Source organism: Methylopila henanensis, assembly GCF_042681025.1.
Taxonomy (GTDB): Bacteria; Pseudomonadota; Alphaproteobacteria; order Rhizobiales; family Methylopilaceae; genus Methylopila; species Methylopila henanensis.
Genome location: NZ_JBHUER010000001.1, coordinates 348,682 through 373,451, shown reverse-complemented (window position 1 = coordinate 373,451; position 24,770 = coordinate 348,682). Strand labels below are relative to the sequence as shown.

Sequence of the window (24,770 nt, the reverse complement as noted above, 5' to 3'; positions counted from 1 at the left end):
CCTACTCCGCCGCCTTGCGCTCGGCGGCCTTGGCCGCGTTCCAGAGCGCGTCCATCTCGTCGAGGTCGCTGTCGGCCGGCGTCCTGCCTTGCGCCGCCAGCGCCGCTTCGATGGCGCGGAAGCGGCGCTCGAACTTGGCGTTCGACCTGCGGACGGCCGCTTCCGGATCGATGCCGGCGTGGCGCGCGAGATTGGCGACGGCGCAGAGCAGGTCGCCGATCTCGTCCTCCATGGCGTCGCGGTCGCCGCTCGCGACCGCCTCGGCGACCTCGTCGGCCTCCTCGCGCACCTTGCCCACGACCAGCCCGACGTTGTCCCAGTCGAAGCCGACCGTGGCGGCCTTCTCCTGCAGCTTCACGGAGCGGGTCAGGCCGGGCAGGGCGGGCGTCACCCCGTCGAGCAGGCTCGGCGCCCTCGCCGTCTCGCCGCGGCGGACGGCGCGCTCGGCCTTCTCTTCGGCCTTGATCTCGCCCCACAGCGCCTTGACCTCGGCCGCCGGCAGGTCCCGCGCCGCGCCGAACACATGCGGATGGCGCCGGATCAGCTTCGTGGTGATCGCCTCCACCACGTCGGGGAAGGCGAAGGCGCCCTGCTCCTCGGCCATGCGGGCGTGGAACGCGACCTGCAGCAGTAGGTCGCCGAGTTCGTCCCGGAGGTCGTCGAGATCGCCGCGCCGGATCGCGTCGGCGACCTCGTAGGCCTCCTCGATCGTGTACGGCGCGATCGACGCGAAATCCTGCTCGAGGTCCCACGGACAGCCCGTCACGGGCGTGCGGAGCGCCGCCATGATCTCGATCAGCCGGGCGATGTCGCGGGCAGGGGTCATGCGCGTTCTCCACGGAAGAACGCTCTGGTCGCCCGCCGCAGCGGCGCGGTCAAGGCGTAGCGCTTGATCGCGCTCTTACGGACGGGCTAGCTTCTCCGTATCGACCGAGTGGCAACTAGGGTTCCGGACGGCGAAGCCGTCGCTGGACCGAGCGTTGCAGAAACCGCGGGCGTTCCGCGGCTGCACCCGAGGGGCAAAATCCCAGAGGCGGAGAAGTCGAGATCAACCTGCGCCGTCGGCGCAAAAGGAGGTCTCGATGGCGCTCTCCTCGCTGCTGCTCGTTGTTCTGGCGTCCTTCGTCCATGCGGCCTGGAATCTGCTCGCGAAGAAGGCCGCTACGGTCGGGCCGATATTCGTCTTCTTCTACAATCTGGTCGCCTGCGCCGCCTATGCGCCCTGGGTGATCCACCAGCTCGCGAATGGCGACGGCGTCGTCTGGACATGCGCGGGCGTCGGGTTCGTTCTCGTCAGCGGGCTGGTTCATCTGGCGTACAGCCTCTGCCTGCAACGCGGGTATCTGGTCGCCGACCTGTCGGTGGTCTATCCGGTCGCGCGGGGCTCCGGCCCGATGCTGTCGACGCTCGGCGCTTTCCTGATCCTCGGAGAAGGGCCGTCCGGTTTCGGATTGTCCGGCGTGCTTCTCGTCGCCGTGGGGATCGTCCTCATCGCCACGCAGGGCGATCTCGCCGTGTTCCGGCGTCCGAGCGGACATGCCGGCGTGCGGTGGGGCGCCGCGACGGGCGGCTTGATCGGGACCTACACCGTGGTCGACGCCTATGCGGTAAAGGAGCTCGGCATCGCGCCGGTCGTGCTCGACTGGTTTTCGAACCTCCTGCGCTTTTTCCTGCTGGCGCCGCTTGTGGTCGCGAAGCCGGGGCGGGCGGTCGAGGCCATGCGCGGCTACTGGCGGATCGCGATCGCCGTAGGCCTGCTGTCGCCGCTTTCCTACATCCTCGTGCTGGCGGCGCTGTCTTCGGGAGCGCCGCTCAGCCTGGTCGCGCCCATGCGTGAGATGTCCATGATGCTCGGCGCGCTCATGGGCATGCTGGTGCTGCGCGAGAGGGTCGGCCCGTGGCGGCTCGCCGGGAGCGCCGTTCTGGTCGCTGGCGTCATTCTCCTGGCGCAGGGGTGAGCACGCCACGTGGCCAACCCCGAGTCGCATAAGATATATTATGGAACAATTCGGTTGATCGGACCGCTGAAGAATGAGGCTTCCGGCCCGCTTCGACGACCGGCGCGGCGCAGGAACGGTCAGCGCGCGGCGATCCTCATCCCGTCGTAAGCCACATCGATATGCTCCGGCAGCCGGGCCTTCAGCGTGGCGTAGTCGAGATCGGTGTGGAGGTTGGTCAGGACCGCGCGCCGCGGCTTCAGGCGCTCGACCCAGCCGAGCGCGTCGTCCAGCGAGAAATGGCTCGGATGCGGCGTGTCCCGCAGCGCGTCGATGATCCAGACGTCGAGGCCGCCGAGCAGCGCCGCCGAGGCGTCGGGAATGGCGTTGACGTCCGGCGTGTAGGCCAGCCCGTCGAAGCGGAAGCCCAGCGCCGTCTCGGCGCCGTGCGTCAGCGCGATCGGCAGGGCGACGATCGCCCCGCCCGGCCCTTCGAGCGCGGTCGGCTCGCCGGGCTGCAGGCGGTGCTCGTTGAGGATCGGCGGGTAGTCCGAGCCCGGCGGGGTCTCGAAGGCGTAGCCGAAGCGGCTGCGCAGGAACGCGCCGGTGCGGGCGTCGGCCCAGACGTCGACCCGCTTACGGACGTGGATCGCGAGCGGCCTGAGGTCGTCGATGCCGTGGGTGTGGTCGGCGTGCTCGTGGGTGTAGAGCACGGCGTCGAGGCGCTGGACGCCTGCGTCGATCAGCTGTTCGCGCAGGTCCGCGCCGGTGTCGACCAGCACCTGTGTCACGCCGTCCGGCCCGGCGCGCTCGACGAGGATCGAGCAGCGGCGGCGGCGGTTCTTGGGCTCGTTCGGGTCGCAGCGTCCCCAGCCGCTCGCGACCCGCGGCACGCCGCCGGAGGAGCCGCAGCCGAGGATGGTGACGCTGAGGCTCACGCGGCGCCCGCCGGCTCAGGCGCCACAAGAGCGGATCGCGGCGTCTTGTTGAAAAGACGGAAGAAATTATCGGTCGTGATCGACCGGCATTCCGCCTCGCTCCAGCCGCGGACCTTGGCGAGCACGGCGGCGGTGTTCGCGGTGTAGGCCGGCTCGTTGCGCTTGCCGCGGAACGGTTCGGGCGCGAGATAGGGCGCGTCGGTCTCCACCAGCAGCCGGTCGGCCGGGACCTCGGCCGCGATCGCGCGCAGCTCGTCGGAACGCCGGAACGTCAGGATCCCCGAGAACGACACATAGAGCCCGAGCGCGGCGCCGCGGCGCGCGAGCTCCGGCCCGGACGAGAAGCAGTGCAGGACGGCCGGAAAGGAGCCCTTCCCCATCTCGTCCTCGAGCACCGCGATCATCGCGTCGTCGGCCGAGCGCGCATGGATCACGAGCGGCAGCCGCGCTTCGCGCGCCGCGGCGATGTGCGTGCGGAAGCCGCGCTCCTGCGCCGCGTAGTCGCCCTCGTAGTGATAGTCGAGCCCGGCCTCGCCGAAGCCGACGATCTTCGGATGCTCCGCGAGCCGGATCAGCTCGTCCGCGGTGACGTCGAGCTCCTCATAGGCGTTGTGCGGATGGGTGCCGACGGTGCCGTATACGGAGGGGTGGCGCTCGATGAGCGCGAGAATCTGGTCGAAGCGGCGGACCCGCGTCGAGATCGTCACCATCAGCCCGACGCCGGCCGCATGCGCCCGCGCGACGATCCCGTCCTGCTCGGCGGCGAAGTCCGGAAAGTCGAGATGGCAGTGGCTGTCGACGAGCGGTCCGGTCACGCCGCGGCCTCCGGCTCGACGTAGCGCGGGAACACGCCCTGCGGCGCCGGCAGCGCCGCGCCGGGCGCGAGACGTTCCGCGCTCCCGAGCGACGCGAAGCTCCGCGCCTCCTCGGCGACGGCGAGCAGGTCGAGCAGCTTCGCGGAGGCCGTCGGCATGAAGGGCTGCGTCAGGATCGCGACGTTCCGGACAGCCTCGGCGGTGACGTAGAGCACCGTGCCCATGCGTTCGGGATCGGTCTTCTTCAGCGCCCAGGGTTCGGCGTTGGCGAAATAGCGGTTGGTCTCGGCGATGACGCTCCAGATCGCGGCGAGCGCGGCGTGCAGCGCGACCTCGCCGACCGCCGCGCGCACGGTCGCGCCGAGGCCGTCGACCGCGGCGAGAACGGCCTCGTCCGCAGAGGCGAGGGGGCCGGGACGAGGCGCCCTGCCCTCGCAGTTCTTCGCGATCATCGAAAGCGAGCGCTGCGCGAGGTTGCCGAGGTCGTTGGCGAGGTCGGCGTTGATGCGCCCGACGATGGTTTCGTGGGTGTAGTTGCCGTCCTGCCCGAACGGGGTGTCCCGGAGCAGGAAGTAGCGGATCGCGTCGACGCCATAGGCGTCGGCGAAGGTGAAGGGGTCGATCACGTTGCCGACCGACTTCGACATCTTCTCCCCGCGGTTGTTGACGAAGCCGTGGGCGAAGACGCGCTTCGGCAGGGCGAGGCCCGCCGACATCAGGAAGGCCGGCCAGTAGACCGTGTGAAAGCGGATGATGTCCTTGCCGATGACGTGCAGGTCGGCCGGCCAGAAGCGCCTGAGGTCGCTGGCTTCGTCCGGGAACCCGGCGCCTGTGAGGTAGTTCGTCAGCGCGTCGACCCAGACGTACATGACGTGCTTCGGGTCGTCGGGCACCGGCACGCCCCAGTCGAAGGTGGTGCGGCTGATCGAAAGGTCGTTCAGCCCGCGCTTCACGAAGGCGACCACCTCGTTGCGGCGGAAGTCCGGGCCGACGAAGCCGGGCTGCTCCTCGTAGAGCTTCAGCAGCCGGTCCTGATAGGCTGATAGCCGGAAGAAATAGCTCTCCTCGACCACCCACTCCACCGGAGCGCCGGTCGGCGCCTTGCGGGAGCCGTCCTCGCCCAGCGTCGTCTCGCTCTCGTCGAAATAGGCCTCGTCGCGGACCGAGTACCAGCCCTCGTACTTGCCGAGATAGATGTCGCCGGCGGCCTTCATCCGCCGCCACAGCTCCTGGCTCGCGGCGTAGTGGTCGGCGTCGGTGGTGCGGATGAAGCGGTCGAAGGAGACGCCGTAGCGCTCGTCCATCTCGCGAAAGCGCGCGGCGTTCCGCGTCGCCCAGTCGAGCGGCGGCACGCCCTCGCGGGCGGCGGTCTGCGCCATCTTCAGGCCGTGCTCGTCGGTGCCGGTGAGGAAGCGTACGTCGCGGCCGTCGAGCCGGTGGAAACGCGCGATCGCGTCGGTGGCGACCGCCTCGTAGACATGGCCGATGTGCGGCGCCCCGTTGGGGTAGGCGATGGCCGTCGTGACGTAGAAGGGCTTCTTGTCGGTCGCCATCGATCACACTCTCGGGCTCAAGCCGGCGTCAGCGGCGCGCGAGTCCGGCAAGCTGCTGAAGCGTCTCGAGAACAAAGGGCCGCCGGTCGAGGTTGAACACCTCGATTTCACGCGCGGAGCGGGCGGTTTTTTCCCATACCTCGGCTAGGCGCGCAAGGCGCGGCTCCCGCACCGCGGCGCCGGCGCGGACGCGCTGGTGCAGCCAGTCGCCGACGAGCGTCACGAACAGCGCGAACCGCGCCTCCGCGCCGCGCTTCGACAGGTCCTCGGCGAGCGCATGGGCCGCCTTCACGTCCACCTGCGGCAGCTTGTCGAACAGCGCCGCCACGGCCGTGTGGAGCGACGCGCCGTCGCTCGCGAGCAGAGACAGCGCGCGCGCCACACTGCCCTCCCCGAGTTCGGCCGCCCGGCGCAGCGCCTCGGCGTCGTGCTGCTCGGCGATCTCCGGCAGGCCGTGGAGAACGGCGAGCGTCTCCTCCGCGGCAAGCGGCGCGAGCGTCAGCGTGCGGCAGCGGGAGCGCACGGGCGCGGGCAGGGAGCGCGGCGCGGCCGACAGCAGCAGGAACACCGCGCGCGGCGGCGGCTCCTCCAGCACCTTCAAAAGAGCGTTCGCCGCGGCCCCGTTCATGTCGTCGGCGGTGTCGACGATCGCGACCCGCCAGCCGCCCTCGCCCGCCGTCGCGCCGAAGAACGTGGTCGCGCGCCGCACGTCGTCGACGCGGATGTCGCCGTAGAACGCCTTGCGGTCCGCGTTCCAGCCGCGCCGCAGCGCGAGCAGGTCCGGATGCGACATCCGGGCGACGCGGCGCGCCGCCGGCGCGTCCTCCGGCACGGAGAGGTTCGCCGCGCGCCGCACGGCTTCGGCCGTCGGGTCGGGATTGGCCAGAATGAAGCGGGCCAGCCGGTAGGCCAGCGTCGCCTTGCCGACGCCCTCCACGCCGGAGATCAGCCAGGCGTGGTGCATCCGACTGGAGGCGTAGGACGCCAGCAGATCGGCCTCGGCCGCGCGATTGCCCACGAAGGCGAAGGTCTCGCGCGGATGCGGACAGGAGTTGCGCCGGTCGGATTCGGGCGCGCCTTCGACGTCGCTCATCGCGCGGCCTCCTTCGTCTGCGTCGCGAGCTCCGGCCAGCGCCGCACGACGCCGTCCCAGATGCGCGCCGCGACCGCGTCGGCTTCGCCCAGCGCGTCGATCAGCAGGCAGCGCTCGGGCTCGTGGCGCGCGATGTCAATGAACGCCTCGCGCAGCCTCTGGTGAAAGCTCTCGTCCTCGCTCTCGAAACGATCCGCGGCGGCGTCCAGCCCGGCCCGGCGGCGAGCGCGCGCCAGCCCGACGGAGGCGGGCGCGTCGAGGATCAGGGTCAGGTCGGGCATGACGTCGCGCGCGGCGAGACGTTCGAGCCCAGCGATCAGGCGGTCAGGCACCTCGCCGAGCACGCCCTGATAGCAGCGGGTCGAGTCGATGAAGCGGTCGCACAGCACCCAGTCTCCGCGCTTCAGCGCCGGGCGGATCAGCCGGTCGACATGATCGGCGCGCCCCGCCGCGATCAGCGCGGTCTCCGCGAAGGTTCCATAGCGCTTGGCCTTGCCGGACAGCAGGAACGCCCTGAGCTGCTCGGCGCGGGGCGATCCGCCGGGCTCGCGGGTGACGGTGACGGCGACGCCCGCGGCCTGCAGCCGTTCGGCGAGCCGGCGGAGCTGCGTCGACTTGCCGACGCCCTCCCCGCCTTCGAAAGTGACGAAACGCCCGCCGGCGACGGCCGGGGCGGAGATGGGGACGGCCGACATCAGATCCTGGCGATGACCTGATCGAACCAGTCGCCGACCAGCTCCAGCGCGCCGTCGACCGCGCGGCGGCCGAGGTCGCCTTCCGGCACCGCCTCGCCGGCGCGCAGCGGCGTCTCGACCGAGAGCATGTCGCCACGCCACACCCGCAGCACGCCGATCCGCGCGCCCTTCTCGACCGGGGCCGTGATCGGCCCGTCATAGACGACCCGCGCAACGATGCGGGCGTCGTCATTCTTCGGCGTGAGCACGTCGACGGCCACGTCGGCGATCAGCGGGACGTAGCGCTGGGCCCCACCGAACACGCGGGCCTCGGCGACCTGCTCCTCGGCCTCGAACAAGCGGCGGCGCTGGAACGCGTCGAAGCCCCAGTCCAGCAGCTTGCGGGCCTCCGCGGCGCGGGCCTTCGCGGTCTCGAGCCCATTCAGCACCACGATCAGGCGCCGACCGTCGCGCGTCACCGAGCCGACCAGCCCATAGCCGGAATCCGCCGTGAAGCCGGTCTTCAGGCCGTCGGCGCCGGGATACTCAGCGAGCAGCGGGTTACGGTTGCGCTGGGTGATCTTGTTCCAGGTGAACTCCGGCTCCGCGAACATGGCGTAGCGGTCGGGATAGACGCGGATGATGTGCGCCGCCAGCCGGGCGATGTCGCGCGCGGTCATCGCCTGCGCCGGGTCCGGCTGGCCGGTGGCGTTGCGGAAGGTGGAGCGGGTGAGGCCGAGCGCCTTGGCGCGCTCGTTCATGCGCTCGGCGAAGGCGGCCTCCGATCCGGCGAGGCCGGTCGCAAGCGTGATCGCGGCGTCGCCGCCGGACTGCACGATCACGCCGCGGAGCAGGTCCGACACCGAGACCTGCGAGTTGAGCTTGGCGAACATGGCGGAGCTGCGGGAGGGGGCCCCTCCCCGCCGCCACGCGTCCTCGGTCACCTTGAACTGGTCGTCCGCCTTCAGCGCCCCGTCCGCGAGCGCCTTGAACACGATCTCGGTCGTCATCAGCGTCGCCATGCTGGCGGGCGGCGACGGCAGGTCGGCCTGCTTGGCGAACAGGGCGGCGTCGGCGGTGACGTCGTAAAGGAAGGCGATCGGCGCCTCGGTCCGCATGTCCTTCGCGGCCGGGGACGCGGCGCGGGCCGGCGCGGCGGCGAGGCCGAGCCCCACGAGCGCCGCGAAGGCGATCGCGCCTCGGCCGACCGAACGACCGCACAGCCAGACCATCGCCCCCTCCCGAAAACGCCACGGCGTCAGGATACGGCCGCGAAGGCGCGCGCACAACGGCGCGCAGGCTGCGCGCGCGAGGAACGCGGAGCCGTGGTTAGCGCAGGCTGCTGAAAGCGGCGCCGCCGTCCTGCGGCTTCGCGAAGGAGTCGAAGCCCTCGAAGCTCGCCGCGATGCGCGCCGAGACCTCGGAGCCGCCGGCGCGGCGGCGCTCCGGCTCCACGGCGGCGGGAGCCGCCGGCTCCTCCTCCGCGCCGATCGCCGGCGCGACGGAGGCGAGCACGGGCTCGGCGGGCTGGACGACCCGCTTGGCCGGCGCCGGCGGCATGGAGGGCTTCAGCGCGATCTGCGGCGGCGTCTGGACCCTGGGTGCCTGGGCCTTCGGCGCCGGAGCCTCGGCCGGAGCGGCCGCGACGCGCGCGGCCTGCGCCAGCGGCGCGCCGAGCGCGGAGGGCTTCGCGGCCGGTTGCGCCGCGTAGGCGACCACCGGAGCCTGCGGCGGCTCCGGACGAACCGGCGTCGCCGCCGCGGCGGCGGCCGGCGCGTTGGTCTGGACCCGGACCGGCTGGGCCGCCGCGACGACGGTCGGCGCGGCCCCTGCCCCGTTCACGAGGTCGGCGTCCCGCACCGGCTTCAGCGACGCCATCTGCACGCCTTCCGGCGCCGCCGGACGGCCGAACTCCTGATAGGTCGCGAGCAGCTTGAGATCCTCGCTGCCGCTCGTCGACGCGGGGCCGACATAGTCGACCTTCACGTTGCCGACGCCGGACGTCTTGAAGCCCAGCACGTCGGCGGCGCGGCTCGAGACGTCGATGATGCGGCCGCGGTGGAACGGGCCGCGATCGTTGACGCGCACGACCAGCGACCGCCCGTTGGAGACGTTGGTGACACGGACGTAGGACGGCAGCGGCAGAGACGGGTGCGCCGCGGTCAGCGCGCGCATGTCGTAGGTCTCGCCGTTCGCGGTGCGGCGGCCGTGGAAGCGCGATCCGTACCAGGACGCGAGGCCGACCGCGTTCGTCCTGCGCGAGGCGGACGCGGCGACCGCGCGGCCGCCAGCGGCCCGGACCTGCGCCGGCTGGGCGGCGGCGGTCTTCACGGCGTCCTGCTGAGGCGCCTCGGCGGCGGCCACGGACGCCGCCGGCGCGCTCGTCGCGGCCGCGACCGGACGCCCGGTCTGCGCCGAGCAGCCCGCGATCAGGCCACAGGCGAGCGCCGCGACCGACGCGGCGGCGACGCGCCCGAGGGCGAAGCGCGAAAACGCAATGTCGGATCGGGATGGGAACGGGCGAAAGGCGCGACGACGTTGAATGGGTTCAGTCGTCGCCGCGTCGGTCATGCCGTCCAGTTCCCTGCCAGGGAGGACGCCGAGCGCCGCGGCTTTTTCCGCGGGCGTCGACCGCGCGCCGAAGCTGCGCATTCCCCCTCATATGCTGACCCTGTCACGACAGAGCCACAGTCAGGTTAGAACAAGCGTCGGAAATAAGGCAAGAATGCGGCGCGACGCTCCGCGCACGCGCCCTCAGGGCTCGATGCGGGCGGTCCCCGTCAGGCCGTCGTCGCGCGCCCAGGTGATCTTTCCGGGGCCGGCGGACGTGATGCTGAAGCAGAATTGCTTACCATTGTACCAACTGCGCCATTGCTGGCAGAGCTTGGCCCCATCGACCCACCAGCGGCCGGTGTCCTTCGGCTGCATGAAGCGTCCGAGCCCGATCGCCTCGCCCGAGCCGTCGACGACGCCGTTGGCGCGGTAGTTCAGCGGGAACTCGCCGCCGAGCGGCGTGGCGAGAAACACGCGCTTTCCCGAGATCGCGCCCACGAGCGAATCGCCCCGCAACGGCTCGGCGCCCGCCGCTCCGGCGAAGCCTGCGACGAGCGCGGCGGCGACAAGGGCGACGGACATCGGGCGCATGCCGGCCTCCTTCAAGCGTAGATTGTGAAGAGCGTACGCGCCGAAGGCCGAGTCGGATGCGCGCCAGTTGCGGCCCCGGCGCCGCTCGGCCATCATCCGCGCCGCGGGAAGGGTGGCCGAGTGGTTTAAGGCAGCGGTCTTGAAAACCGCCGTGGGGGCGACTCCACCGTGGGTTCGAATCCCACCCCTTCCGCCATTAACATCAACGAAATCAAACACTTACGTTGATTTCTGAGGGGTTTCCGGCCCTTGTGGTGTCCGTCAAGGTCCCGTTTGTTCCTGTTTTGTTTCGTGCATACCCGGAAAAAGTAGGGTATTTTTCCGGGTATATTTTCGGGAAACCGGGTATCGGAAGCTCTTATGCCGCTCACGGACGTGGAAATCCGCAAGACGAGGCCGCGGGAGAAGCCGTTCAAGCTGACCGACGGCGGCGGGCTGCACCTATATGTAACACCCGCGGGCGGGAAGCTCTGGCGCTGGCGCTACGAGTTCGGCGGCAAGGAGAAGCTCCTTAGCCTCGGCGCCTACCCTGCGCTCTCCCTCGCCGGCGCGCGTCAGGCGCGTGATGAGGCGCGGGCGATCCTCAAGTCCGGCCGTGACCCGGCCGTTGCGAAAAAGGTGGCGAAGGCCGCCACGGTCAAGGCGTCGGCGACGACCTTTGAGATTGTGGCGCGGGAGTGGTTCAAGCTCAACGCGAACACATGGGTCGCGCGCCACGCGGACGACGTAATCACCTCGCTCGAGCGAGACGTCTTCCCGGCGCTCGGCGCCCTGCCCTTGCACGAGATCACGCCGCCGGTCGTGCTCGCCGTGCTCCGCGAGATCGAGGCCCGGCCGGCGATTGAGACAGCGCGTCGGGTCCGGCAGAGGATCTCGGCGGTCTTTAGCTACGCGATGTCGAGCGGCCAGGCGGCGACCGATCCCGCCGCAATCGTTAAGGGCGCAATGGCCCCTCTGCGGAAGGGCCGCCAGCCGGCCGTCACGAGCCTCGACGACGCTCGTGCGCTGCTGCGGGCCGTCGAGAGCGAGGCTGGGCATCCGGTCACGAAGCTCGCGCATCGCTTGCTGGCGCTGACCGCGGTCCGGCCGGGAGTGATCAATAGCCTGCCATGGAGTGAACTGGGCGTACTTGATCAGCACGCGCCGACATGGACCGTTCCAGCGGCGCGCATGAAACTCGCGCTTGAGCGGAAGGAAGATGCCGGCCGTGATCATCTAGTCCCGCTGTCGGCCAAAGCCGTTGAAGTTCTAGATGCAGTTCGCCGGATAACCGGCGGAAGCCCATACGTGTTTCCGAACGCCCGTTGGGCTCACAAGCCCATGTCCGAGAATGCGATGAGCTTCGCGCTCAAGCGCGTAGGCTATAGCGGCCGGCACGTCCCCCACGGGTGGCGCGCGACCTTCTCCACCATCATGAATGAGGAATTCCCGGCCGATCGCGCCGTCATTGACCTCATGCTGGGCCACACGCCGGCGAACGCGGTCGAGGGGGCTTACAACCGAGCCGCTCACCTCGCCCGCCGTCGAGAGCTCGCGCAGGCGTGGGCCGATCTTCTGCTTCACGACCTGCCGCCTGCCGAGTCCTTGCTCGACGGACCCCGCCGATGAGCGACGCCCCTGCCCTCGCCGACGACCTGCTGACGGGCGCCCGCGAGATCGCCGCGTTCATCTACGGCTCGCCATCGCGGGCGAACGTCCGCCGCGTGTACTACCTCGTCGAGACGAGCCGCATTCCGATCTTCCGGCTAGGAGGCGCGCTGTCCGCGCGCAAGTCGGTTCTGCTCGCTTGGATCGAAGCGCAAGAGCGCGAGAGCGTCGCCCGCGTCGCATAAGAAAAAGGGCCGCCCGCCCTCCTCGGCAGCGCGGCCCTGAGTTGTTACGAAATCGCCCAGGCACCACCCTGACCCGACCCCGTTATTGCTAGGTCAAACATAATGGCATCCGCCCAAGATGCAACCGGAAATACTGGGAACGTAGACACTCCTCGTGTCCGAAAACTTCCCACGCCCGGAAGCCTGCAAGCAAAATTCGAACTGCTCTGCCGTCTGCCCTACGATCCTCGCGCGTCGCGTCGCCACATGCTGATCTTCAGCTTCATCTTGGATTGGCATCACGACCGCTACGGCGACGCCCTCGCGTCGGCGCGGCACATTGCGGACAAGCTCGCCGAGCGCGCCGGCAGCAGCGGGCGGGCGCTGTCTTTCAGTAAGGTGGCCGCCACCCTGCGAGAGCTCGTTGCTTGGGGGTACCTGTCCGCGACCGCGGGTGGGGGCCGGTCCGCGAGCCGTTATGTGCCGGCTTGGCGACTGGTTTGCCAGCCGGCCGTTGCAGCCAACGACAACGGCGTTGCAACGCCGATGCAACCAGAAAGCATTGCAGAACGAGCACTTAGTGATGCCGTTGCAACGGCTTGCAACGGCCTTGCAACGAAATCGGATTTTGGGGTCTCGGACGACCATCCCGCCGACATTTGCGTGCCCCCCGTAGGGCACGCTGTTGTGCCCCCCGTAGGGCACGCAAATCCGGTTAGCGTGCCCCCCGTAGGACACAAAGACCCTCTTACAGAAACCCGTCCACGGACGGGTTTCACTGAAAGAGGGACCGAGCCGGAGCTCGGGACGCCCTCCCCGGCTTCGGTCGGCGGCGTCGCCGCCTCCTCAGCCGCACGGGCGGATGAAGATGACTTTGAGCGCTTGTGGCGCGCCTATGGCGTCCGCCGCGGCCGGGCCGACGCTCGGGCCGCGTTCGCGAAACTTCCGGCCGAGCACCTCGAGGACATCATCACCGCCGCTGCGGCCTGGCGTGAGGCTTGGGCGGCGCAGGGCGATCCGACGGCGCCGCGGTTCACCTTGGCGAAATGGCTCGCCGACGAGCGCTACGAAGAGGACGCGCCGGCGAGGTTCCAGAAGCGCCAGCCGAAGCCGCGCGAGCCGAAGGGCGGGCCGCGGGGGGCAGTCACCGGCGAGGCCGTCACGGTCTTATCCGTCGAAGTGCCAAATCCCTTCGCGCCCGAGCCCGAGACGCACGTCACGTTCCGCCGCGATGACGGCTCGGAATTCAGGCATGTGATCATGTCCCTCACCGATGAGGGCCGGGCGCTGGAGCGGGCGCTCGCGAACGCGGCGGGCACGGCCTATGCGAACCAAGCGGTCGGCCGCCGCGTTGAAATCCGAGCTGAGGGCAAAGGGTACACGTACGGCGCGGCGCCGGGCGGGGCGCAAGCGCCTTTGTCAGATCTCCAGCCGGTGCCGGTCGACGAGTTGGCGCCCGAGCGGCCCGCCCCCGCGCCGAAGCGAGCCCCGCCTGCGCCTCGCCTGACGTCGCCACGGATCGTGGACGCCAGTCTTCAGATCGAAGACGACGGCTCGAAGACGGTGGCCATCACGATTGCTCGCCCAGACGGCAAGAGCCAGGTCGAGTGGCTACCCGTGGCAGGGCCAGACGCGGCCCGCCTGGCGCGCCTCTGTCGCGAGGTCGGGATTTCGAAACTCCGCGACACTGACGAGCTGATCGGGCTGGACATCTCCCCCGAGGCCGCCCGCGAGCTCGCTGAAAGCGGGCCGAAGTGGACTATCGAGGCTTGACCGCCTGCGCCCCCGGCCCGACGATCCCCGCATGTCCATCATCCCTCCCCTGCTCCGCAAGACGCGCGCGCGCCGCGAGGGCGCGCCGCTCTATTGCGGAGGATGGAATGGCTCATCACAAGCGGAAACGACGCAAGTCGCAGCGGGTCTGCGGGCTCTGCAAACCGCACAAGCGCGCCGGCTGGTGCGCCCATTACCGGCAACTTCTTCACGGCGATAAACGGCGCTACTCGTCGGCCCGCGATCAATTGCGGTGCGAGGGGCTTAAGGTCGAGAGCCGGGAATAAACGATATCGTTTAGTTCAGTGATCTAGGGCCGGTCGCGGCGCACCGCGGCCGGCGAAGTTGCGTGCACCGCCTTACTTCTCACGGACGGTCGTGCTCGGACTCCGCTTCCCATGCGCCTCGGTTACGAACCGGCCGCTGATGGCGCTTCGATAGGCCCCGCCCGTGCTGTCGCTCTTGCCCGGCGCTTCCTGCACCGTCGTTCGCGGGCTCGCCTTGCCCTGGGCGGCTGACACGTATTGGCCGCTCGAGGCGCTGCGGTGAGGACCACCGCTTCCTTTCTTCGTCATGCTCATCTCCCAGCGATTAAACACCATATCTAGGGGCTAATGCCCACCAGAGACACCATGGAATGACGACCTAGGCCACCTGTCAAGCGACGGCCACTCGCAGGTTTGCGAATTTGTTTCCTTTTTGTTCTTGACGCCGTATACGATTCGTGACATCTTGGAATTAAGATCCAAATTTGCGTCCGGGGCTTCCCTATGGATTCGGCAAACGACAACGTCGCGCCCGTCTGGGCGCGCGATCGAGTTCTCACGCCTGAGCAGCAACGCGCTGAAACTTGGCTCCGGCGCCTCGCCGCTCAAGCCGGGACAGACGGCGTCATGGGTACTCATGATTGCGCCAGACCAATCGTCGACAGCACGCGCAACCCGACATGGTGTTGGCCGGCGGAAGCCGCCGTTGACCGATCCAAAGCCGCCAGAGAGCTCGGCGCTGCGATCGATTCCATCGGCCCGAAGCTCTGGCCGGCCGTCCGAGGCTTCGTGCTCCTGAACCAGCCCGCGTCGACAGTCGCGCTCAGCTATGGGGCGAAGCCGGGCAAGCGGAACCCTGCCGCAGAGTCGGTCGCAATGTTCGCCCACGACCTCGGCCTTGACCAACTTGCCAACCATCTAGGGTTCAGGGCAGCCGCCAAGGCGGCCTAGACCTACCAACCATCAATCGACCTTGCCCCGCCGCGCACCGCGCGAGCGGGGTTTTCGTCGTCACCAATGCAGGAACTCGCATGTGACCTCAGTTTCCGGACTGACCGAAGTCGTCGCCGAGGCGACGCTCACCCCGAAGCCCCGCGCGGTTAGCTATGCAGCGCGTCTGCGCGACCTCGACGTCCTGCCGCGCTCCAGCGGCCGCGCCGTGGCTCATGTCGATAACGACCACGCCATCGCACTTCTGCTCGCTTGCGCGCTCGCACCCCTACCGAGGGAAACGGGCCGCACCGTCAGGAAGTACGCCGACCTCACCTGCCATAGCGATCGTGCCGTTTCCCTAACCCGCCTCCTCGAGCGCGAAATGGACCGCTCCGCCGCCGGCGACCACTCAGTGACCGAGATCGTACTACTTCACGAGGAGCCCGCCGCGCTCGTCCGGCTCGAGCTCGACGGCGAGGAGCAGACGCTCCGCTTCGGCGACGGCGACGATTGGCCCGCGCTGCCGCGACGGACCCTCATTCACGTCTACGGCGACGCGTTCGCGACTGTCGCTCGCTCCCTCACCTGAAAGACCCTCATGTTCAAAAAGCCCGCCGGCGCCGCGAACGCGGCCACCGAACCCTTCCGCGCGCCTTCGCTTGACGAGGTTTCGCCCGAATATGCGGCGCTCCACGAGCGACGGCTGGATCTCGACGAGAAAAAGCGCAGCCTTGACCTCGAGCGTTCTGAAATCATGTTCGCCCTGGACAATGAGCCGCCCAAGCCGGAGCCGACGTCCCGCGTGGCGGCGCTCCTCGGCGACGAAATCACCGGCGTTCCAACGTCCGGTAAGCGGGCCAGGCTAACCGAGATCGGGCGCGAGATCGCCGACGTCGACGCGGCGCTCCGCATTCTGGACGAGCGGATTTCTGCTGCCAGAGGCGGCGCATCCAAGACGCTGTGCGACCAGGTGCGCCCGATGATCAAGGATCGCCTCGAAACGTTCGTGGCTCATCTAGCGGCCGCCGTCTCGGCGGCCCGCGAGGTCGAGCGCGCCTATGACGAGCTCGACCGCTCCGGTGCGGCTTGGGTCGGCCGCATCGCGCCGATGCGCGCCGCTTGGCTCGCCGAAACCCGCGGCCCGCAGTTCGCTCAGCAGGCTTTTGCGGCAGGCCTGATCGCCGAAGTCCCGGAGGCGCTGAAGTGAGCGAGCGGCTGGAATTGGCGACCAGGTCGCCGTCGCGGAGGCGCACTTCCATTCGCATCAACGGCAAGGACATCGGCGACGACGGGCGAGCGCGCCCGTCGGCCGAAGTGATCGCGCGCACAATCATCGACAAGCGGAAGAAGCGGACGGTGGCCCAAAAGCGTGCGCGGCTCGACGCCCTTGCGGAGCGATATCGTGATTGAGGTTCGGGCCGCCGATTACCGGGCGACAGGCGGCGGACGCCTCGTGTCAGGGTATGCGATCCGGTGCGACGACGAGGCCGTGATCGGCGGCCTTTTCCGTGAGCGGATCAGTGTCGCCGCGGTTCGCAGCGCTGACCTCTCAGACGTGACAGCGCTGCTCCACCACGACCGCAGGTAGCTTCTCGGGCGGACCAAGTCCGGCACGCTTCGACTGAAGGCAGACGCGCGCGGCTTGGCCTTTGAGCTCGACCTGCCGAGCTCGCCGGACGGCGAAACGGCTCTCGAGCTCGTGCGACGCCGCGATCTGCGCGCGATGAGCTTCGGGTTCATCGCCATTTCCGAAGCGTGGATTGACGACGACGACCTCCCGCTCAGAGTCATCAACAAAATGCATCTGAGCGAAATCTCGATCGTCGACCATCCCGCCTACCCCACGACGAGCGTCGCGCTGAAGATCGCCGCGTCGCGCAAGGTCGACGGCCCGCACGCGGCCCGCTTGGCGCGCATGCAGATGCGGATGGCGCAGAGCCTGCGCGGCCTCCGCCCCTGAGGTCGGGAGGGGGTGGTCGCAGGACGGCCGCCTCGGCGCCCTAGGGACCGGCGAGGGACCAACGCGCACATTTTTCCAATTCAGAATATGGGGGGCGTCGTGCCGCGACCTCGACTTTCGCGCGCGCAGGCGCGCCTGACAGGGGCGCTTTTCAAGCACCCCGAACGGTTTCGAACTCGCTTTGAGCCGTCAGGATTGCCGCCGCTCGGCGATCCACCTGACTGCCTGATCGATCCGGACGCTCGCGAGGCGTGGCACGAGTTTGAGGCTGCCGCGCCGTGGCTGAACCGCAGCCATCGGGCGGTCGTCCACATCGCGTGCCACCTGCACGCGCGGATGCGGCGCGGCGAGGCTGGCGTCCCTGCCCTGAACCTTCTGCGGCAGTGCCTCAATTCTCTTGGCCTCACACCGACATCGACGGCCGCGATCCGAGCGCTTCCCGAAAGCGCGGACCCGGCCGACCCCGCAACCGAATTTTTCAACTGAAGGGAGGCCCCTATGGCCGCAGCTATTGCCGCTGCAATCTTCGCAGCAGGAACGGCAGGAACGGCGGTAGGCACAACCGCAATCGCCGGCACGACGCTCGCCACGATCCGCGGCGCGGTGTGCCTATGACCGCGATCGTCGCCGCAAACAGCGGCTCGGCGATCGACATCGCGGCCGATGCTGCTTGCTACACATCTGATGGCGTTGTCGTCGCGTTCGCGTCCAAAATCGTCCAGATCGAGCGCATGGTCGTTGTCGTTTCCGGCACGGTCCATGCGTGGCCGGCGATCGAGGCCGCTTTGAGGGCGGCGAACGCCCGCACGATCGACGACCTGATCGTCAAGCAGGCGAAGGTCTTCACCGCCTTCGACGCCTACCTGGCCGAAAAGGACGTCGCGGCGACGCCATGCAATGTGCTGATCGGAGGATGGTCCGCGGCCGCGAGGCGCATGATTCTGACCCTGCGGGTCAACCACGATCGCCACGGCGCGCCCGCCGGCACTTTCATGGCGCTCGAGCAGTTCTGCACCGGGCCGGCCCCGCTCGCAGGCTCGTTCAGCGTCGAGGCCGCCCTCGCCTCCATCGAGGCTCAGCGCGCCACGCCCGCACCTGTGTTCGAGCGTGACGGCGAGGACGGCGCGGCGGTCACGAATGTTGGCGGCTGGGTCGATCACGCCCGCCTCGTGGCCGGCCGCAGGCTGACCATCGAGCGCATCCACACCTGGGAGGACGACCGCGTCGGCCAGCCGTTGGCCGCGTGATCGCCCCCGCCCTAACCCTCTCAACCCTCTAAGGACCCCCCATGGCTGGACGCTGCGCCACCACCCTCACCCTCAAGCGGCAGCTGCCGCAGGCCGACGAGCGCGACGAGCCTTGCTTTGAGACGGCCGAAATCGAGCCGCACGAACTCGACGCATACCTAAAAGCAGGTTGGCACATACCGGACCCGGAAATCATCCACATCTGGCCGCCGATGGGCGACGAGACTGCCGCCTAGCCGCAACTCGCTCGCACAACGCGGCCGGTCGCAGGATCGGTCTCAATCGTGACGCGATTTAGCCGGTAGTCCTGCGTGACAGGCTGCCCCGGCGCGATTTGCCGGACGAGCTCCGCGCCTGTCATCTCTCGCGCGCGAGCGACCGTGACCTTGGCCCGCCCAACGAGCGCGGCCGCGGCTTGCGGGTCGCACGCGCCAGCGCTGGCCGGCGGGGTCGCTCCACCTGCCGCGCAGCCTGCCAGTGCGAGCGCCATGGCGAGCGCGGGTAATCCGTAACGCATCTGTCCCTCCTTTGCGGCGACTGATGCCGCCACCTCCGCAGCCGACCACCGGCGCGTCAACCTGAGCTTTTCCATGACTGACACCCACGCGCCCGATGGCGCGACCGACCCGCTGCGCGCGCTCGAGGAGGCGGCCATCACGGCTATGCGCGAGGCAGTCGTCTCCTCCCCCGCCCCGGCCGAAACGGCTTTCGCGCTGCTTGGTGCCGCGGTCGGTCATCTCCGTGCCGTCGCCGGGCGCGACGTGACCGCGGCCGCGCTGCGCCACCTGGCGGCGGAGGTGGCCGGCATTGGCTGAAGATCTCGAGCGACTTGTCGTCCAGCTTGAAGCGTCGCTGACGAAGTACGAGCGCGAGCTTCGGAAAGCGTCGGGCGTGACCGATCGTGCTATGCGCCCGGCCGAGCGCCGCGCCGAAGAATCGCGCCGCCGCATCGAGGCCTCGATGGCGGCTGCGGCCGCCAAGTCGAACGCTTCGCTCGGCAGTATCGGCGCCGGTCTGCGCCAGGCGTCCGCCCTGCTCGCCGGCGGACTTGCAGGCGGCATGGCGCTGCGGTCGCTCGTCCAATACACGGACGAATTCCGCAACCTCTCAAACCAGTTGAAGGTCGCCGGCCTCGACGGCGCGGAACTGACTTCGGTCTTCAACAACCTCGCCCGCAGCGCGCAGGCCAACTTCGCTCCGCTCGGCTCGCTGGTGACGCTCTACAGCCGCGCCTCTCAGAGTGCGAAAGAACTTGGCGCCTCGCAGGACGATCTTCTCGGCTTCACCGACAACGTCGCGAAAGCGCTTCGCGTGGCCGGCGCGACGCCGGAGTCGGCGTCCGGCGCGCTGCTGCAGCTTTCCCAGCTTTTGGGCTCCGCACGGGTCCAGGCCGAGGAGTTCAACTCGGTGAACGAGGGCGCCCGGCCGATCTTGCAGGCGGTCGCCGACGGGCTCGCGGAAGCAGGCGGCTCCGTCTCGAAGCTCCGCGGCCTCGTGCTTGATGGCCAAGTTTCGAATCGTGCGTTCTTCGAGGCGTTCATGCGCGGCGCAACGCAGCTCGACGCCAAGCTGGCTGGCACGCAGACTACGGTCAGCGGCGCGTTCGAGAACCTGAAGACGTCACTTATCCAACTCGCCGGCCAGTTCGACAGCGGCGCCAAGAGTACGGACATGTTCGTCGCCGCGATCGGCGATGTGCAGACGGCGATCAAGGATCTCGCCAATTTCATCGAAGACGCGCAGGGACCGCTGAACGCAGTTCTGCGATATCTGGAGCGGATTAAACGCGCGATCGACGGCGGCGCGGAGTCTTTCGGTAAATTCACCGGGCTGGCCAACATCGGGCCGAAAATCGACCGCGCCCTCGGGCGACGGCCGGAGCTGCCGGGCGCATCGGCGTCGCTGGAGGAGCTCGAGGCGCAGGCCAAGGACCTTCAGGCCGAGATTACGGCGCTCGCCGCGAACCCGCTCACGGTCGACCTCAACACGGCCCGCATCGAGAGCGCCAAGAGCGAACTCGATGAGCTCCGCAAGGTCATCGAGAACGTGCAGGCCGCCGCGGCGCGCGGCGCCCAGGTCCGCATCGGCGACGTCAACAACATGCCGCCCGCGCCGGCCGGCGCGACCTCCGGCCCCGCGACGCCAGCCGCGCAGGGCGCGGAGTCGTCGACGGTCAGCGTGAGGCAGTTCCCCGTCGGCGGCGCGACTGCGACGAAGCTCGACGGCCTCAATAAGTCGTTCGCGAAATCGCTCGAGGGCTTCATTGCGGCGGCCAAGAACGCCGGCCACGATATTTCGATCAACAGCGGCAAGCGTTCCGTCGAGCGGCAGGCGCAGCTCTGGGCTCAGGCGGTCGCCAAGTACGGGTCCGAGGCGGCGGCCCGAAAATGGGTCGCTCCTCCCGGCAAGTCGATGCACAACGCCGGCAAGGCCGCCGATCTCGGCTACGGCGACGCGGCGGCCAGACAGTGGGCGCACGCCAATGCATCATCGTTCGGCCTCTCGTTCCCGCTCGCGAATGAAGACTGGCACATAGAACCCGCCGGCGGCCGGTCGAAGGTCGCCCGCACCGACGCTCAGAAGGAAGCGGACCAGCGCGCCGAGGCCGTGAAGCGCGTCACAGAGGCGCTCTCGCTCGAGGCCGATCAGATCGGCAAGACCGCGGAGCAGCAGGAGCTTCTGCAGCGCCTTCAGCAGGCCGGGGTCGAGCTCAGCAGCGCCGAGGGACAAGCCATTCAGGCCAAGGTCGCGGCGCTCTTCGAGCTAAAGGCCGCCAACGAGGCCGCCGCGAACAGCGAGGAAGACCTGCGGCGCGCCCGCGAGACGCTGGCCGACGCCGGCGCCGACGCCACGAAAGGCTTCATCGCCGACCTGAAGGCCGGCAAGTCGGCCGCCGAGGCCTTCGCCAACGTGCTCGACCGCCTGCTTACCCGGTTCACCGACAGCGCGATCGACTCTTTGTTCAGCGCGCTGTTCAACACGGGCAGCAGCGGCGGGTCGGGCGGCCTTATCGGCCCTTCAACCCTCAACATCAAGGAGCGCCACCGATGAGCGCTGTTCTCGCATGGACGCGAGCCGACCGGGTTCACGTCATGGCCGACGCGGCCACCTACGACGACGCCGGCAATCTGCGCGCCGTCATCCAGAAAATTCACGACGTCCCGCGCGCCAACGCTGTCTTCACGGGCCGCGGTGACTCGCGCGCCTTCACCGGTTTTTGGCTCGCCTGCACCGGCTTCGAATACGAGGACTTCGACGGCTTCCTCGATCAGCTCGACGAGATCCTCGCGAAGTACGACACGCTTATGGAACACAAGCCCGGCGTGCTGGCGAACGAACTCGTTATCGCTGGATGGTCAGCCAGACGCGCGGCGCCGCTACTCCTGGTGCGCTCGACGCTCGACCCCGAGGGCGCGGTCTACGAGGCGGACTCGCTGTTCCTCGGCGGAGAGTTCGACAACGAGGCGACCCCCGACACCTTCACCGTCGCCGACGGCATCGCGGCCATGGAGAGGGCGCGGCAGACGCCGTGGCCGCTGTTCCCGGATAAGCAGGACTCGGTTGTCGCCTACGGCATCGGCGGTTTCGTCATGCATGCCGAGGTGTCCGCCGCCGCGCCGGCCGATATGGCCGTCGTGCACGCGTGGGACGACGAGATCGGCGAGCCGATCAACCGACGAGCGATCGAGGCGCGGAAGAAGGCGGCGTGAGTGGTGACGAATGCCTCCCGGCGTGACCACTTGAATCTACCTGCCCGCACGGGCCCACATCTACGTCGGCGCTTTGCGGCGTGACCCGCCGTAAAGTCTGTGGGTTGAGATTCTATTGGAATCGACTCCATCACAACCACGGATAGAGTGAGCTCGCGAATTTTCGGGAGCGCTTGATGCCGCAGCAGAACAGGATCGTCATTGCCGGGCTGAACGTAGCTGCATCGCCGCATCCCGAGGGTATTTATCAAAGGATGCTCGCTGCGGCCGCGGACGTCGAACTCGAAATCTGGGGTCCTGTTTACGGGAAGATTACAAAGCCGCGGAAGCGCCCCAACGAGGATATTCTCGTAGGCCGAGTTCTGACGTGGACGCCTATTAAGGAGGACACAAAATGGCTCAACCGCGCAAAGGAAGATGTTGCCTCGGATGAAGACCTCGCTGACCTGAATATCCCCGACGAAGTCGAACCGAATTATAGATCGTTTAGATATGGCTTCGACATAACGCGGCATAGACTGATTGTCGAAATAGAGAACGAGTTCGGTGAAAAATTCGGCATCACCCGGGCGGAAAAGTTTTTCAGAAAGTTGTTTAGCCGAGAAATCTTGGGGTTTGACTTTCCTGAGGTATCTGTGACCGTCATCCCGAGAGAGGACGCTCTCGATAAGATCTACCTACTCCGGCTTACAAAGTTGGAAATCCATATAGAACGACCAAATCCAGAAGACCTGCTCGACGATGAAGCAAGAATTCTCGAACGACTGGCTACCCAGAACGCCAAAAGTTACCACCAAATACTTACGAAGGCGGCAGGTGAAGTCAGTCTTGAGCCCGATGAGACCACGAAAACTTTGGCTCGCGTCGCATCTAAGAACGGATACGTGAGAGGCCGGGGTCGTGATTCAGAGACTGAAACAGTGGATATATCCACAAAGTCTCATCCTAAGATCGAAGTTCTCGATCTTGGGGATGCAGGCTTCTCGATATCTAAGTTCCTTTCTAAGCTTGGGGTTTTTTAGAACCTGGCGCAACACGATTGTTCGCTATCACCAGTACTGGTCAACATTCGGCGGCTGGACCGGCTTCCTGCTGTCTCCATACCTTCAAGTTAGCCTTATTGTCGGAGGTCTATTCTACTTCACTAAGGACGAAGGAAGTAGCTTCAGTACGATAGGCATAGCACTAATTCCAAGCATGCTTGGCTTTACGATCGGCGCGATGGCAATCGTTATCTCCGTTGCCTCGACATCCGTATTCAGGCATATGGCAGAAGATGGAGACCCGAACTCATATTTTATGAAATTAGTTGCAAACTTCCTTCATTACATAGCCCTTCAAGTTATATCATTAATTATTTGCATTTTTGCTGAACGAACAGACGCCTCCTTTATTGATGCAATTGCGGCTATATTAACGATCTACACGATGTTTCAAGCACTAGCTATTGGAGCCATGCTTTTTGGAATGGCGAGGATATTCAATGCAGGGGCCAACCATCCACCCGACAATGGTCCCCTCACCTAAAGCCGCGGTCTCGACCGAAACTCTCTATATACGCCCAGCTCTCGGGCAGCAGCGCGGATGCCGGACTGGAGATGCTGCGGTCCCGAGCGGCGTCCGTCGGATAAGACTGCTGTCGCAACTTGCGACGGCAGTCCCTTCTTCTGCTTTCGTTCCGTCCTCTCGATCCACTCGGCGATGTGCTCGTCACGCTCGAACCGGAGATCGACAGCGAGCGTCTTAGCCTCGACGGGAGGGGAGGCTATGGCCAGAGCCCGCCGCGCCTCATTGCGGTCGATGCCGAGCTCCCGGGCGGCGGCTGAAATGCCGCCTTCGTTTCCACGGCCGCCCTTCGCAGAAACCTGGTCAACTTGACCGGGTTTTCCCATTGGTTCGGATAGGAGCCAATGCGATGCGTCCCGTTCGATCGCCTCCATTCTTAGCCCCACCGGCCGGAGCCGAGCGGGGCGCTCTTTAGTTTACGCGAAGTTGTGTGGGCTAAACGCTTCTTGGAAGCACCTGGCAAATTGTAGTGGATATTACAACCAAACCTTTAGATAGCGCGCATTACGCAGCCTCCGTATCGGTGCGGGTCAGCCAATAGGTGAGACGGTGCGATTCTGCGTCCTGCAGTTAAATGCCAAAAGGTCGGCTTCCTGGGCCGTCCTGTTGACCGCCACAGGCGAGGTTATAGAGTTCGGCTCCTGCCTTCTGTTGGGCCTGACGGAGCTGCAAGCGCAAGAATGGGCAGATCGACTTGAGCAAGGGCCTTCTCTGCCCTGTGAATTGAAGTTTCGATCTAGAGTGACGCGATAGCACCATTCAGGTGCCGTCGAGCAGAGTGTTGATGTGAGCGCATCTGACACCCCTAAGCGACGCCGCGTGGACGCGTACTCGTGCCCTCGGAACACGGCGTCTCCCCGCGCGCGTAGCAGTCTCGCCGCGGACCTAGATCGGCAGATTCTCGAAGAAAGCACGCGGCTGGCTGAGATTCGAAGCGCAATCATTGCGCTCGGCGAAGCGGCGTCATCCGAGCTGATGGAATTAGAGAAGCACTTTTCAGCAAGGCTCGAACAATGGATCAGGGCGAGAGACCTGTTTAAGAGGTAGGAACATCACCCAATCAGCCGTCGGGCCTGCTCACTGTAGGAAGTGCGCCTTCTCGTATAGCGCCGCGATTACGACCCAACCGTAAGCCGTCGCACAATCTCCTCCTTCGCTGCCGCCCCAGTTTCGCCAGTAAGTTTAAGGCTCGACAGCGCCTCCAACGCCGCCAGTAGAGCTCGCCGCTGATCTTTCGCTGCGAACTGGGCGAGATAGGCGTCCAAGGCTTGAATGGACTGATCGTAATCAGACGGCGACCCGACGCCTGAATCGACCGCGACCGACGCGGTGAAATCGGCGATGCTGCCC

General features: G+C 67.4%; 26 protein-coding genes, 1 tRNA gene and 1 pseudogene. 17 read left to right on the top strand and 11 right to left on the bottom strand.

Annotation, left to right across the window (positions count from 1 at the left end; all coding sequences use genetic code 11):
- Position 1: 1 nt before the first annotated feature.
- Positions 2-826: a nucleoside triphosphate pyrophosphohydrolase gene (gene mazG / locus ACFSCV_RS01830; protein ID WP_378796419.1), complete on the bottom strand. Its 825-nt coding sequence runs from the start codon at positions 824-826 to the stop codon at positions 2-4.
- A 256-nt stretch (positions 827-1,082) separates the two neighbouring features.
- On the opposite strand from mazG, the gene ACFSCV_RS01825 reads away from it, so the two are divergent.
- Positions 1,083-1,958, top strand: coding sequence for an EamA family transporter (locus tag ACFSCV_RS01825; protein WP_378796417.1), 876 nt, complete (start codon positions 1,083-1,085; stop codon positions 1,956-1,958).
- Between the two features lie 119 nt (positions 1,959-2,077).
- Here ACFSCV_RS01825 and ACFSCV_RS01820 read toward each other — a convergent pair whose 3' ends face one another.
- From ACFSCV_RS01820 to ACFSCV_RS01785, 8 genes are all read right to left on the bottom strand, one after another.
- Positions 2,078-2,875 (bottom strand): MBL fold metallo-hydrolase, encoded by a 798-nt coding sequence (locus ACFSCV_RS01820; RefSeq protein ID WP_378796415.1) that lies wholly within the window; start codon positions 2,873-2,875, stop codon positions 2,078-2,080.
- Positions 2,872-3,690, bottom strand: coding sequence for a TatD family hydrolase (locus ACFSCV_RS01815; RefSeq protein ID WP_378796413.1), 819 nt, complete (start codon positions 3,688-3,690; stop codon positions 2,872-2,874). The genes ACFSCV_RS01820 and ACFSCV_RS01815 overlap by 4 nt, the downstream gene beginning before the upstream one ends.
- Positions 3,687-5,243 carry a methionine--tRNA ligase gene (gene metG, locus ACFSCV_RS01810; protein ID WP_378796411.1) on the bottom strand — a complete coding sequence of 519 codons (1,557 nt, stop codon included), beginning with the start codon at positions 5,241-5,243 and terminating at the stop codon, positions 3,687-3,689. The genes ACFSCV_RS01815 and metG overlap by 4 nt, the downstream gene beginning before the upstream one ends.
- A gap of 28 nt (positions 5,244-5,271) precedes the next feature.
- Complete coding sequence (locus ACFSCV_RS01805) at positions 5,272-6,336, bottom strand: DNA polymerase III subunit delta' (RefSeq protein ID WP_378796410.1); 1,065 nt, start codon at positions 6,334-6,336, stop codon at positions 5,272-5,274.
- Positions 6,333-7,031: a dTMP kinase gene (gene tmk / locus ACFSCV_RS01800; protein ID WP_378796408.1), complete on the bottom strand. Its 699-nt coding sequence runs from the start codon at positions 7,029-7,031 to the stop codon at positions 6,333-6,335. Before tmk ends, ACFSCV_RS01805 begins: the two co-directional genes overlap by 4 nt.
- Positions 7,031-8,242, bottom strand: coding sequence for a D-alanyl-D-alanine carboxypeptidase family protein (locus ACFSCV_RS01795; RefSeq protein ID WP_378796406.1), 1,212 nt, complete (start codon positions 8,240-8,242; stop codon positions 7,031-7,033). The genes tmk and ACFSCV_RS01795 overlap by 1 nt, the downstream gene beginning before the upstream one ends.
- Positions 8,243-8,339: 97 nt before the next feature.
- Positions 8,340-9,581 carry a septal ring lytic transglycosylase RlpA family protein gene (locus ACFSCV_RS01790; RefSeq protein ID WP_378796404.1) on the bottom strand — a complete coding sequence of 414 codons (1,242 nt, stop codon included), beginning with the start codon at positions 9,579-9,581 and terminating at the stop codon, positions 8,340-8,342.
- Positions 9,582-9,764: 183 nt separating this feature from the next.
- Positions 9,765-10,154, bottom strand: coding sequence for a hypothetical protein (locus ACFSCV_RS01785; protein ID WP_378796402.1), 390 nt, complete (start codon positions 10,152-10,154; stop codon positions 9,765-9,767).
- Positions 10,155-10,260: 106 nt separating this feature from the next.
- Here ACFSCV_RS01785 and ACFSCV_RS01780 point away from each other — a divergent pair.
- The 11 genes and pseudogenes from ACFSCV_RS01780 to ACFSCV_RS01730 all read left to right on the top strand — a co-directional run bounded on the left by ACFSCV_RS01780 (position 10,261) and on the right by ACFSCV_RS01730 (position 18,380).
- Positions 10,261-10,350 (top strand) — tRNA-Ser (locus ACFSCV_RS01780).
- Between the two features lie 164 nt (positions 10,351-10,514).
- Positions 10,515-11,762 (top strand): tyrosine-type recombinase/integrase, encoded by a 1,248-nt coding sequence (locus tag ACFSCV_RS01775; protein WP_378796400.1) that lies wholly within the window; start codon positions 10,515-10,517, stop codon positions 11,760-11,762.
- Positions 11,759-11,986, top strand: a complete 228-nt coding sequence (locus tag ACFSCV_RS01770; RefSeq protein ID WP_378796398.1) for a DNA-binding protein — start codon at positions 11,759-11,761, stop codon at positions 11,984-11,986. The genes ACFSCV_RS01775 and ACFSCV_RS01770 overlap by 4 nt, the downstream gene beginning before the upstream one ends.
- Positions 11,987-12,232: 246 nt before the next feature.
- Entirely contained in the window at positions 12,233-13,738 is a 1,506-nt protein-coding gene (locus ACFSCV_RS01765) for a hypothetical protein (RefSeq protein ID WP_378796397.1), read from the top strand.
- A 1,299-nt stretch (positions 13,739-15,037) separates the two neighbouring features.
- The gene (locus ACFSCV_RS01760) at positions 15,038-15,526 is read left to right on the top strand and encodes a hypothetical protein (RefSeq protein ID WP_378796395.1); all 489 of its coding nucleotides are present in this window, start codon (positions 15,038-15,040) and stop codon (positions 15,524-15,526) included.
- 9 nt (positions 15,527-15,535) lie between these two features.
- Entirely contained in the window at positions 15,536-16,144 is a 609-nt protein-coding gene (locus tag ACFSCV_RS01755) for a hypothetical protein (RefSeq protein ID WP_378796393.1), read from the top strand.
- Complete coding sequence (locus ACFSCV_RS01750; RefSeq protein ID WP_378796391.1) at positions 16,141-16,347, top strand: hypothetical protein; 207 nt, start codon at positions 16,141-16,143, stop codon at positions 16,345-16,347. Before ACFSCV_RS01755 ends, ACFSCV_RS01750 begins: the two co-directional genes overlap by 4 nt.
- A gap of 190 nt (positions 16,348-16,537) precedes the next feature.
- Positions 16,538-16,897 (top strand): annotated as a pseudogene (locus ACFSCV_RS01745) (HK97 family phage prohead protease); the annotation flags it as partial.
- Positions 16,898-17,092: 195 nt separating this feature from the next.
- The gene (locus ACFSCV_RS01740) at positions 17,093-17,383 is read left to right on the top strand and encodes a hypothetical protein (RefSeq protein ID WP_378796389.1); all 291 of its coding nucleotides are present in this window, start codon (positions 17,093-17,095) and stop codon (positions 17,381-17,383) included.
- A 125-nt stretch (positions 17,384-17,508) separates the two neighbouring features.
- Entirely contained in the window at positions 17,509-18,144 is a 636-nt protein-coding gene (locus ACFSCV_RS01735; protein ID WP_378796387.1) for a hypothetical protein, read from the top strand.
- Between the two features lie 41 nt (positions 18,145-18,185).
- Complete coding sequence (locus ACFSCV_RS01730) at positions 18,186-18,380, top strand: hypothetical protein (protein ID WP_378796385.1); 195 nt, start codon at positions 18,186-18,188, stop codon at positions 18,378-18,380.
- On the opposite strand, the gene ACFSCV_RS01725 is transcribed toward ACFSCV_RS01730, so the two are convergent.
- Positions 18,377-18,634 carry an I78 family peptidase inhibitor gene (locus tag ACFSCV_RS01725; RefSeq protein WP_378796742.1) on the bottom strand — a complete coding sequence of 86 codons (258 nt, stop codon included), beginning with the start codon at positions 18,632-18,634 and terminating at the stop codon, positions 18,377-18,379. The genes ACFSCV_RS01730 and ACFSCV_RS01725 overlap by 4 nt on opposite strands.
- A 100-nt stretch (positions 18,635-18,734) precedes the next feature.
- Here ACFSCV_RS01725 and ACFSCV_RS01720 point away from each other — a divergent pair, with 100 nt between their 5' ends.
- The 5 genes from ACFSCV_RS01720 to ACFSCV_RS01700 all read left to right on the top strand — a co-directional run bounded on the left by ACFSCV_RS01720 (position 18,735) and on the right by ACFSCV_RS01700 (position 23,381).
- Positions 18,735-18,959 carry a hypothetical protein gene (locus ACFSCV_RS01720; RefSeq protein ID WP_378796383.1) on the top strand — a complete coding sequence of 75 codons (225 nt, stop codon included), beginning with the start codon at positions 18,735-18,737 and terminating at the stop codon, positions 18,957-18,959.
- A complete protein-coding gene (locus ACFSCV_RS01715; RefSeq protein WP_378796381.1) occupies positions 18,952-21,195 on the top strand; it encodes a tape measure protein in 2,244 nt (747 codons plus the stop codon). Before ACFSCV_RS01720 ends, ACFSCV_RS01715 begins: the two co-directional genes overlap by 8 nt.
- 41 nt (positions 21,196-21,236) lie before the next feature.
- Complete coding sequence (locus tag ACFSCV_RS01710; protein WP_378796379.1) at positions 21,237-21,854, top strand: hypothetical protein; 618 nt, start codon at positions 21,237-21,239, stop codon at positions 21,852-21,854.
- 176 nt (positions 21,855-22,030) lie between these two features.
- Positions 22,031-22,876, top strand: coding sequence for a DUF4747 family protein (locus tag ACFSCV_RS01705; protein ID WP_378796377.1), 846 nt, complete (start codon positions 22,031-22,033; stop codon positions 22,874-22,876).
- 199 nt (positions 22,877-23,075) lie between these two features.
- On the top strand, positions 23,076-23,381 hold the full coding sequence (locus ACFSCV_RS01700) for a hypothetical protein (RefSeq protein WP_378796375.1): 306 nt from the start codon (positions 23,076-23,078) through the stop codon (positions 23,379-23,381).
- Positions 23,382-24,535: 1,154 nt separating this feature from the next.
- On the opposite strand, the gene ACFSCV_RS01695 is transcribed toward ACFSCV_RS01700, so the two are convergent.
- On the bottom strand, positions 24,536-24,770 hold a 235-nt coding region (locus ACFSCV_RS01695; RefSeq protein WP_378796373.1), incomplete at its 5' end, for a hypothetical protein.

Coding starts and splice junctions, on each gene's coding strand:
- ACFSCV_RS01700 (WP_378796375.1), top strand. CDS start 23,076: ATGGCAATCGTTATCTCCGTTGCCTCGACATCCGTATTCAGGCATATG.
- ACFSCV_RS01755 (WP_378796393.1), top strand. CDS start 15,536: ATGTTCAAAAAGCCCGCCGGCGCCGCGAACGCGGCCACCGAACCCTTC.
- mazG (WP_378796419.1), bottom strand. CDS start 826: ATGACCCCTGCCCGCGACATCGCCCGGCTGATCGAGATCATGGCGGCG.
- ACFSCV_RS01775 (WP_378796400.1), top strand. CDS start 10,515: ATGCCGCTCACGGACGTGGAAATCCGCAAGACGAGGCCGCGGGAGAAG.
- ACFSCV_RS01825 (WP_378796417.1), top strand. CDS start 1,083: ATGGCGCTCTCCTCGCTGCTGCTCGTTGTTCTGGCGTCCTTCGTCCAT.
- ACFSCV_RS01795 (WP_378796406.1), bottom strand. CDS start 8,242: ATGGTCTGGCTGTGCGGTCGTTCGGTCGGCCGAGGCGCGATCGCCTTC.
- ACFSCV_RS01730 (WP_378796385.1), top strand. CDS start 18,186: ATGGCTGGACGCTGCGCCACCACCCTCACCCTCAAGCGGCAGCTGCCG.
- ACFSCV_RS01735 (WP_378796387.1), top strand. CDS start 17,509: ATGACCGCGATCGTCGCCGCAAACAGCGGCTCGGCGATCGACATCGCG.
- ACFSCV_RS01765 (WP_378796397.1), top strand. CDS start 12,233: ATGCTGATCTTCAGCTTCATCTTGGATTGGCATCACGACCGCTACGGC.
- ACFSCV_RS01720 (WP_378796383.1), top strand. CDS start 18,735: ATGACTGACACCCACGCGCCCGATGGCGCGACCGACCCGCTGCGCGCG.
- ACFSCV_RS01805 (WP_378796410.1), bottom strand. CDS start 6,336: ATGAGCGACGTCGAAGGCGCGCCCGAATCCGACCGGCGCAACTCCTGT.
- ACFSCV_RS01785 (WP_378796402.1), bottom strand. CDS start 10,154: ATGCGCCCGATGTCCGTCGCCCTTGTCGCCGCCGCGCTCGTCGCAGGC.
- ACFSCV_RS01770 (WP_378796398.1), top strand. CDS start 11,759: ATGAGCGACGCCCCTGCCCTCGCCGACGACCTGCTGACGGGCGCCCGC.
- ACFSCV_RS01725 (WP_378796742.1), bottom strand. CDS start 18,634: ATGGCGCTCGCACTGGCAGGCTGCGCGGCAGGTGGAGCGACCCCGCCG.
- metG (WP_378796411.1), bottom strand. CDS start 5,243: ATGGCGACCGACAAGAAGCCCTTCTACGTCACGACGGCCATCGCCTAC.
- ACFSCV_RS01790 (WP_378796404.1), bottom strand. CDS start 9,581: ATGACCGACGCGGCGACGACTGAACCCATTCAACGTCGTCGCGCCTTT.
- ACFSCV_RS01710 (WP_378796379.1), top strand. CDS start 21,237: ATGGCCGACGCGGCCACCTACGACGACGCCGGCAATCTGCGCGCCGTC.
- ACFSCV_RS01705 (WP_378796377.1), top strand. CDS start 22,031: ATGCCGCAGCAGAACAGGATCGTCATTGCCGGGCTGAACGTAGCTGCA.
- tmk (WP_378796408.1), bottom strand. CDS start 7,031: ATGTCGGCCGTCCCCATCTCCGCCCCGGCCGTCGCCGGCGGGCGTTTC.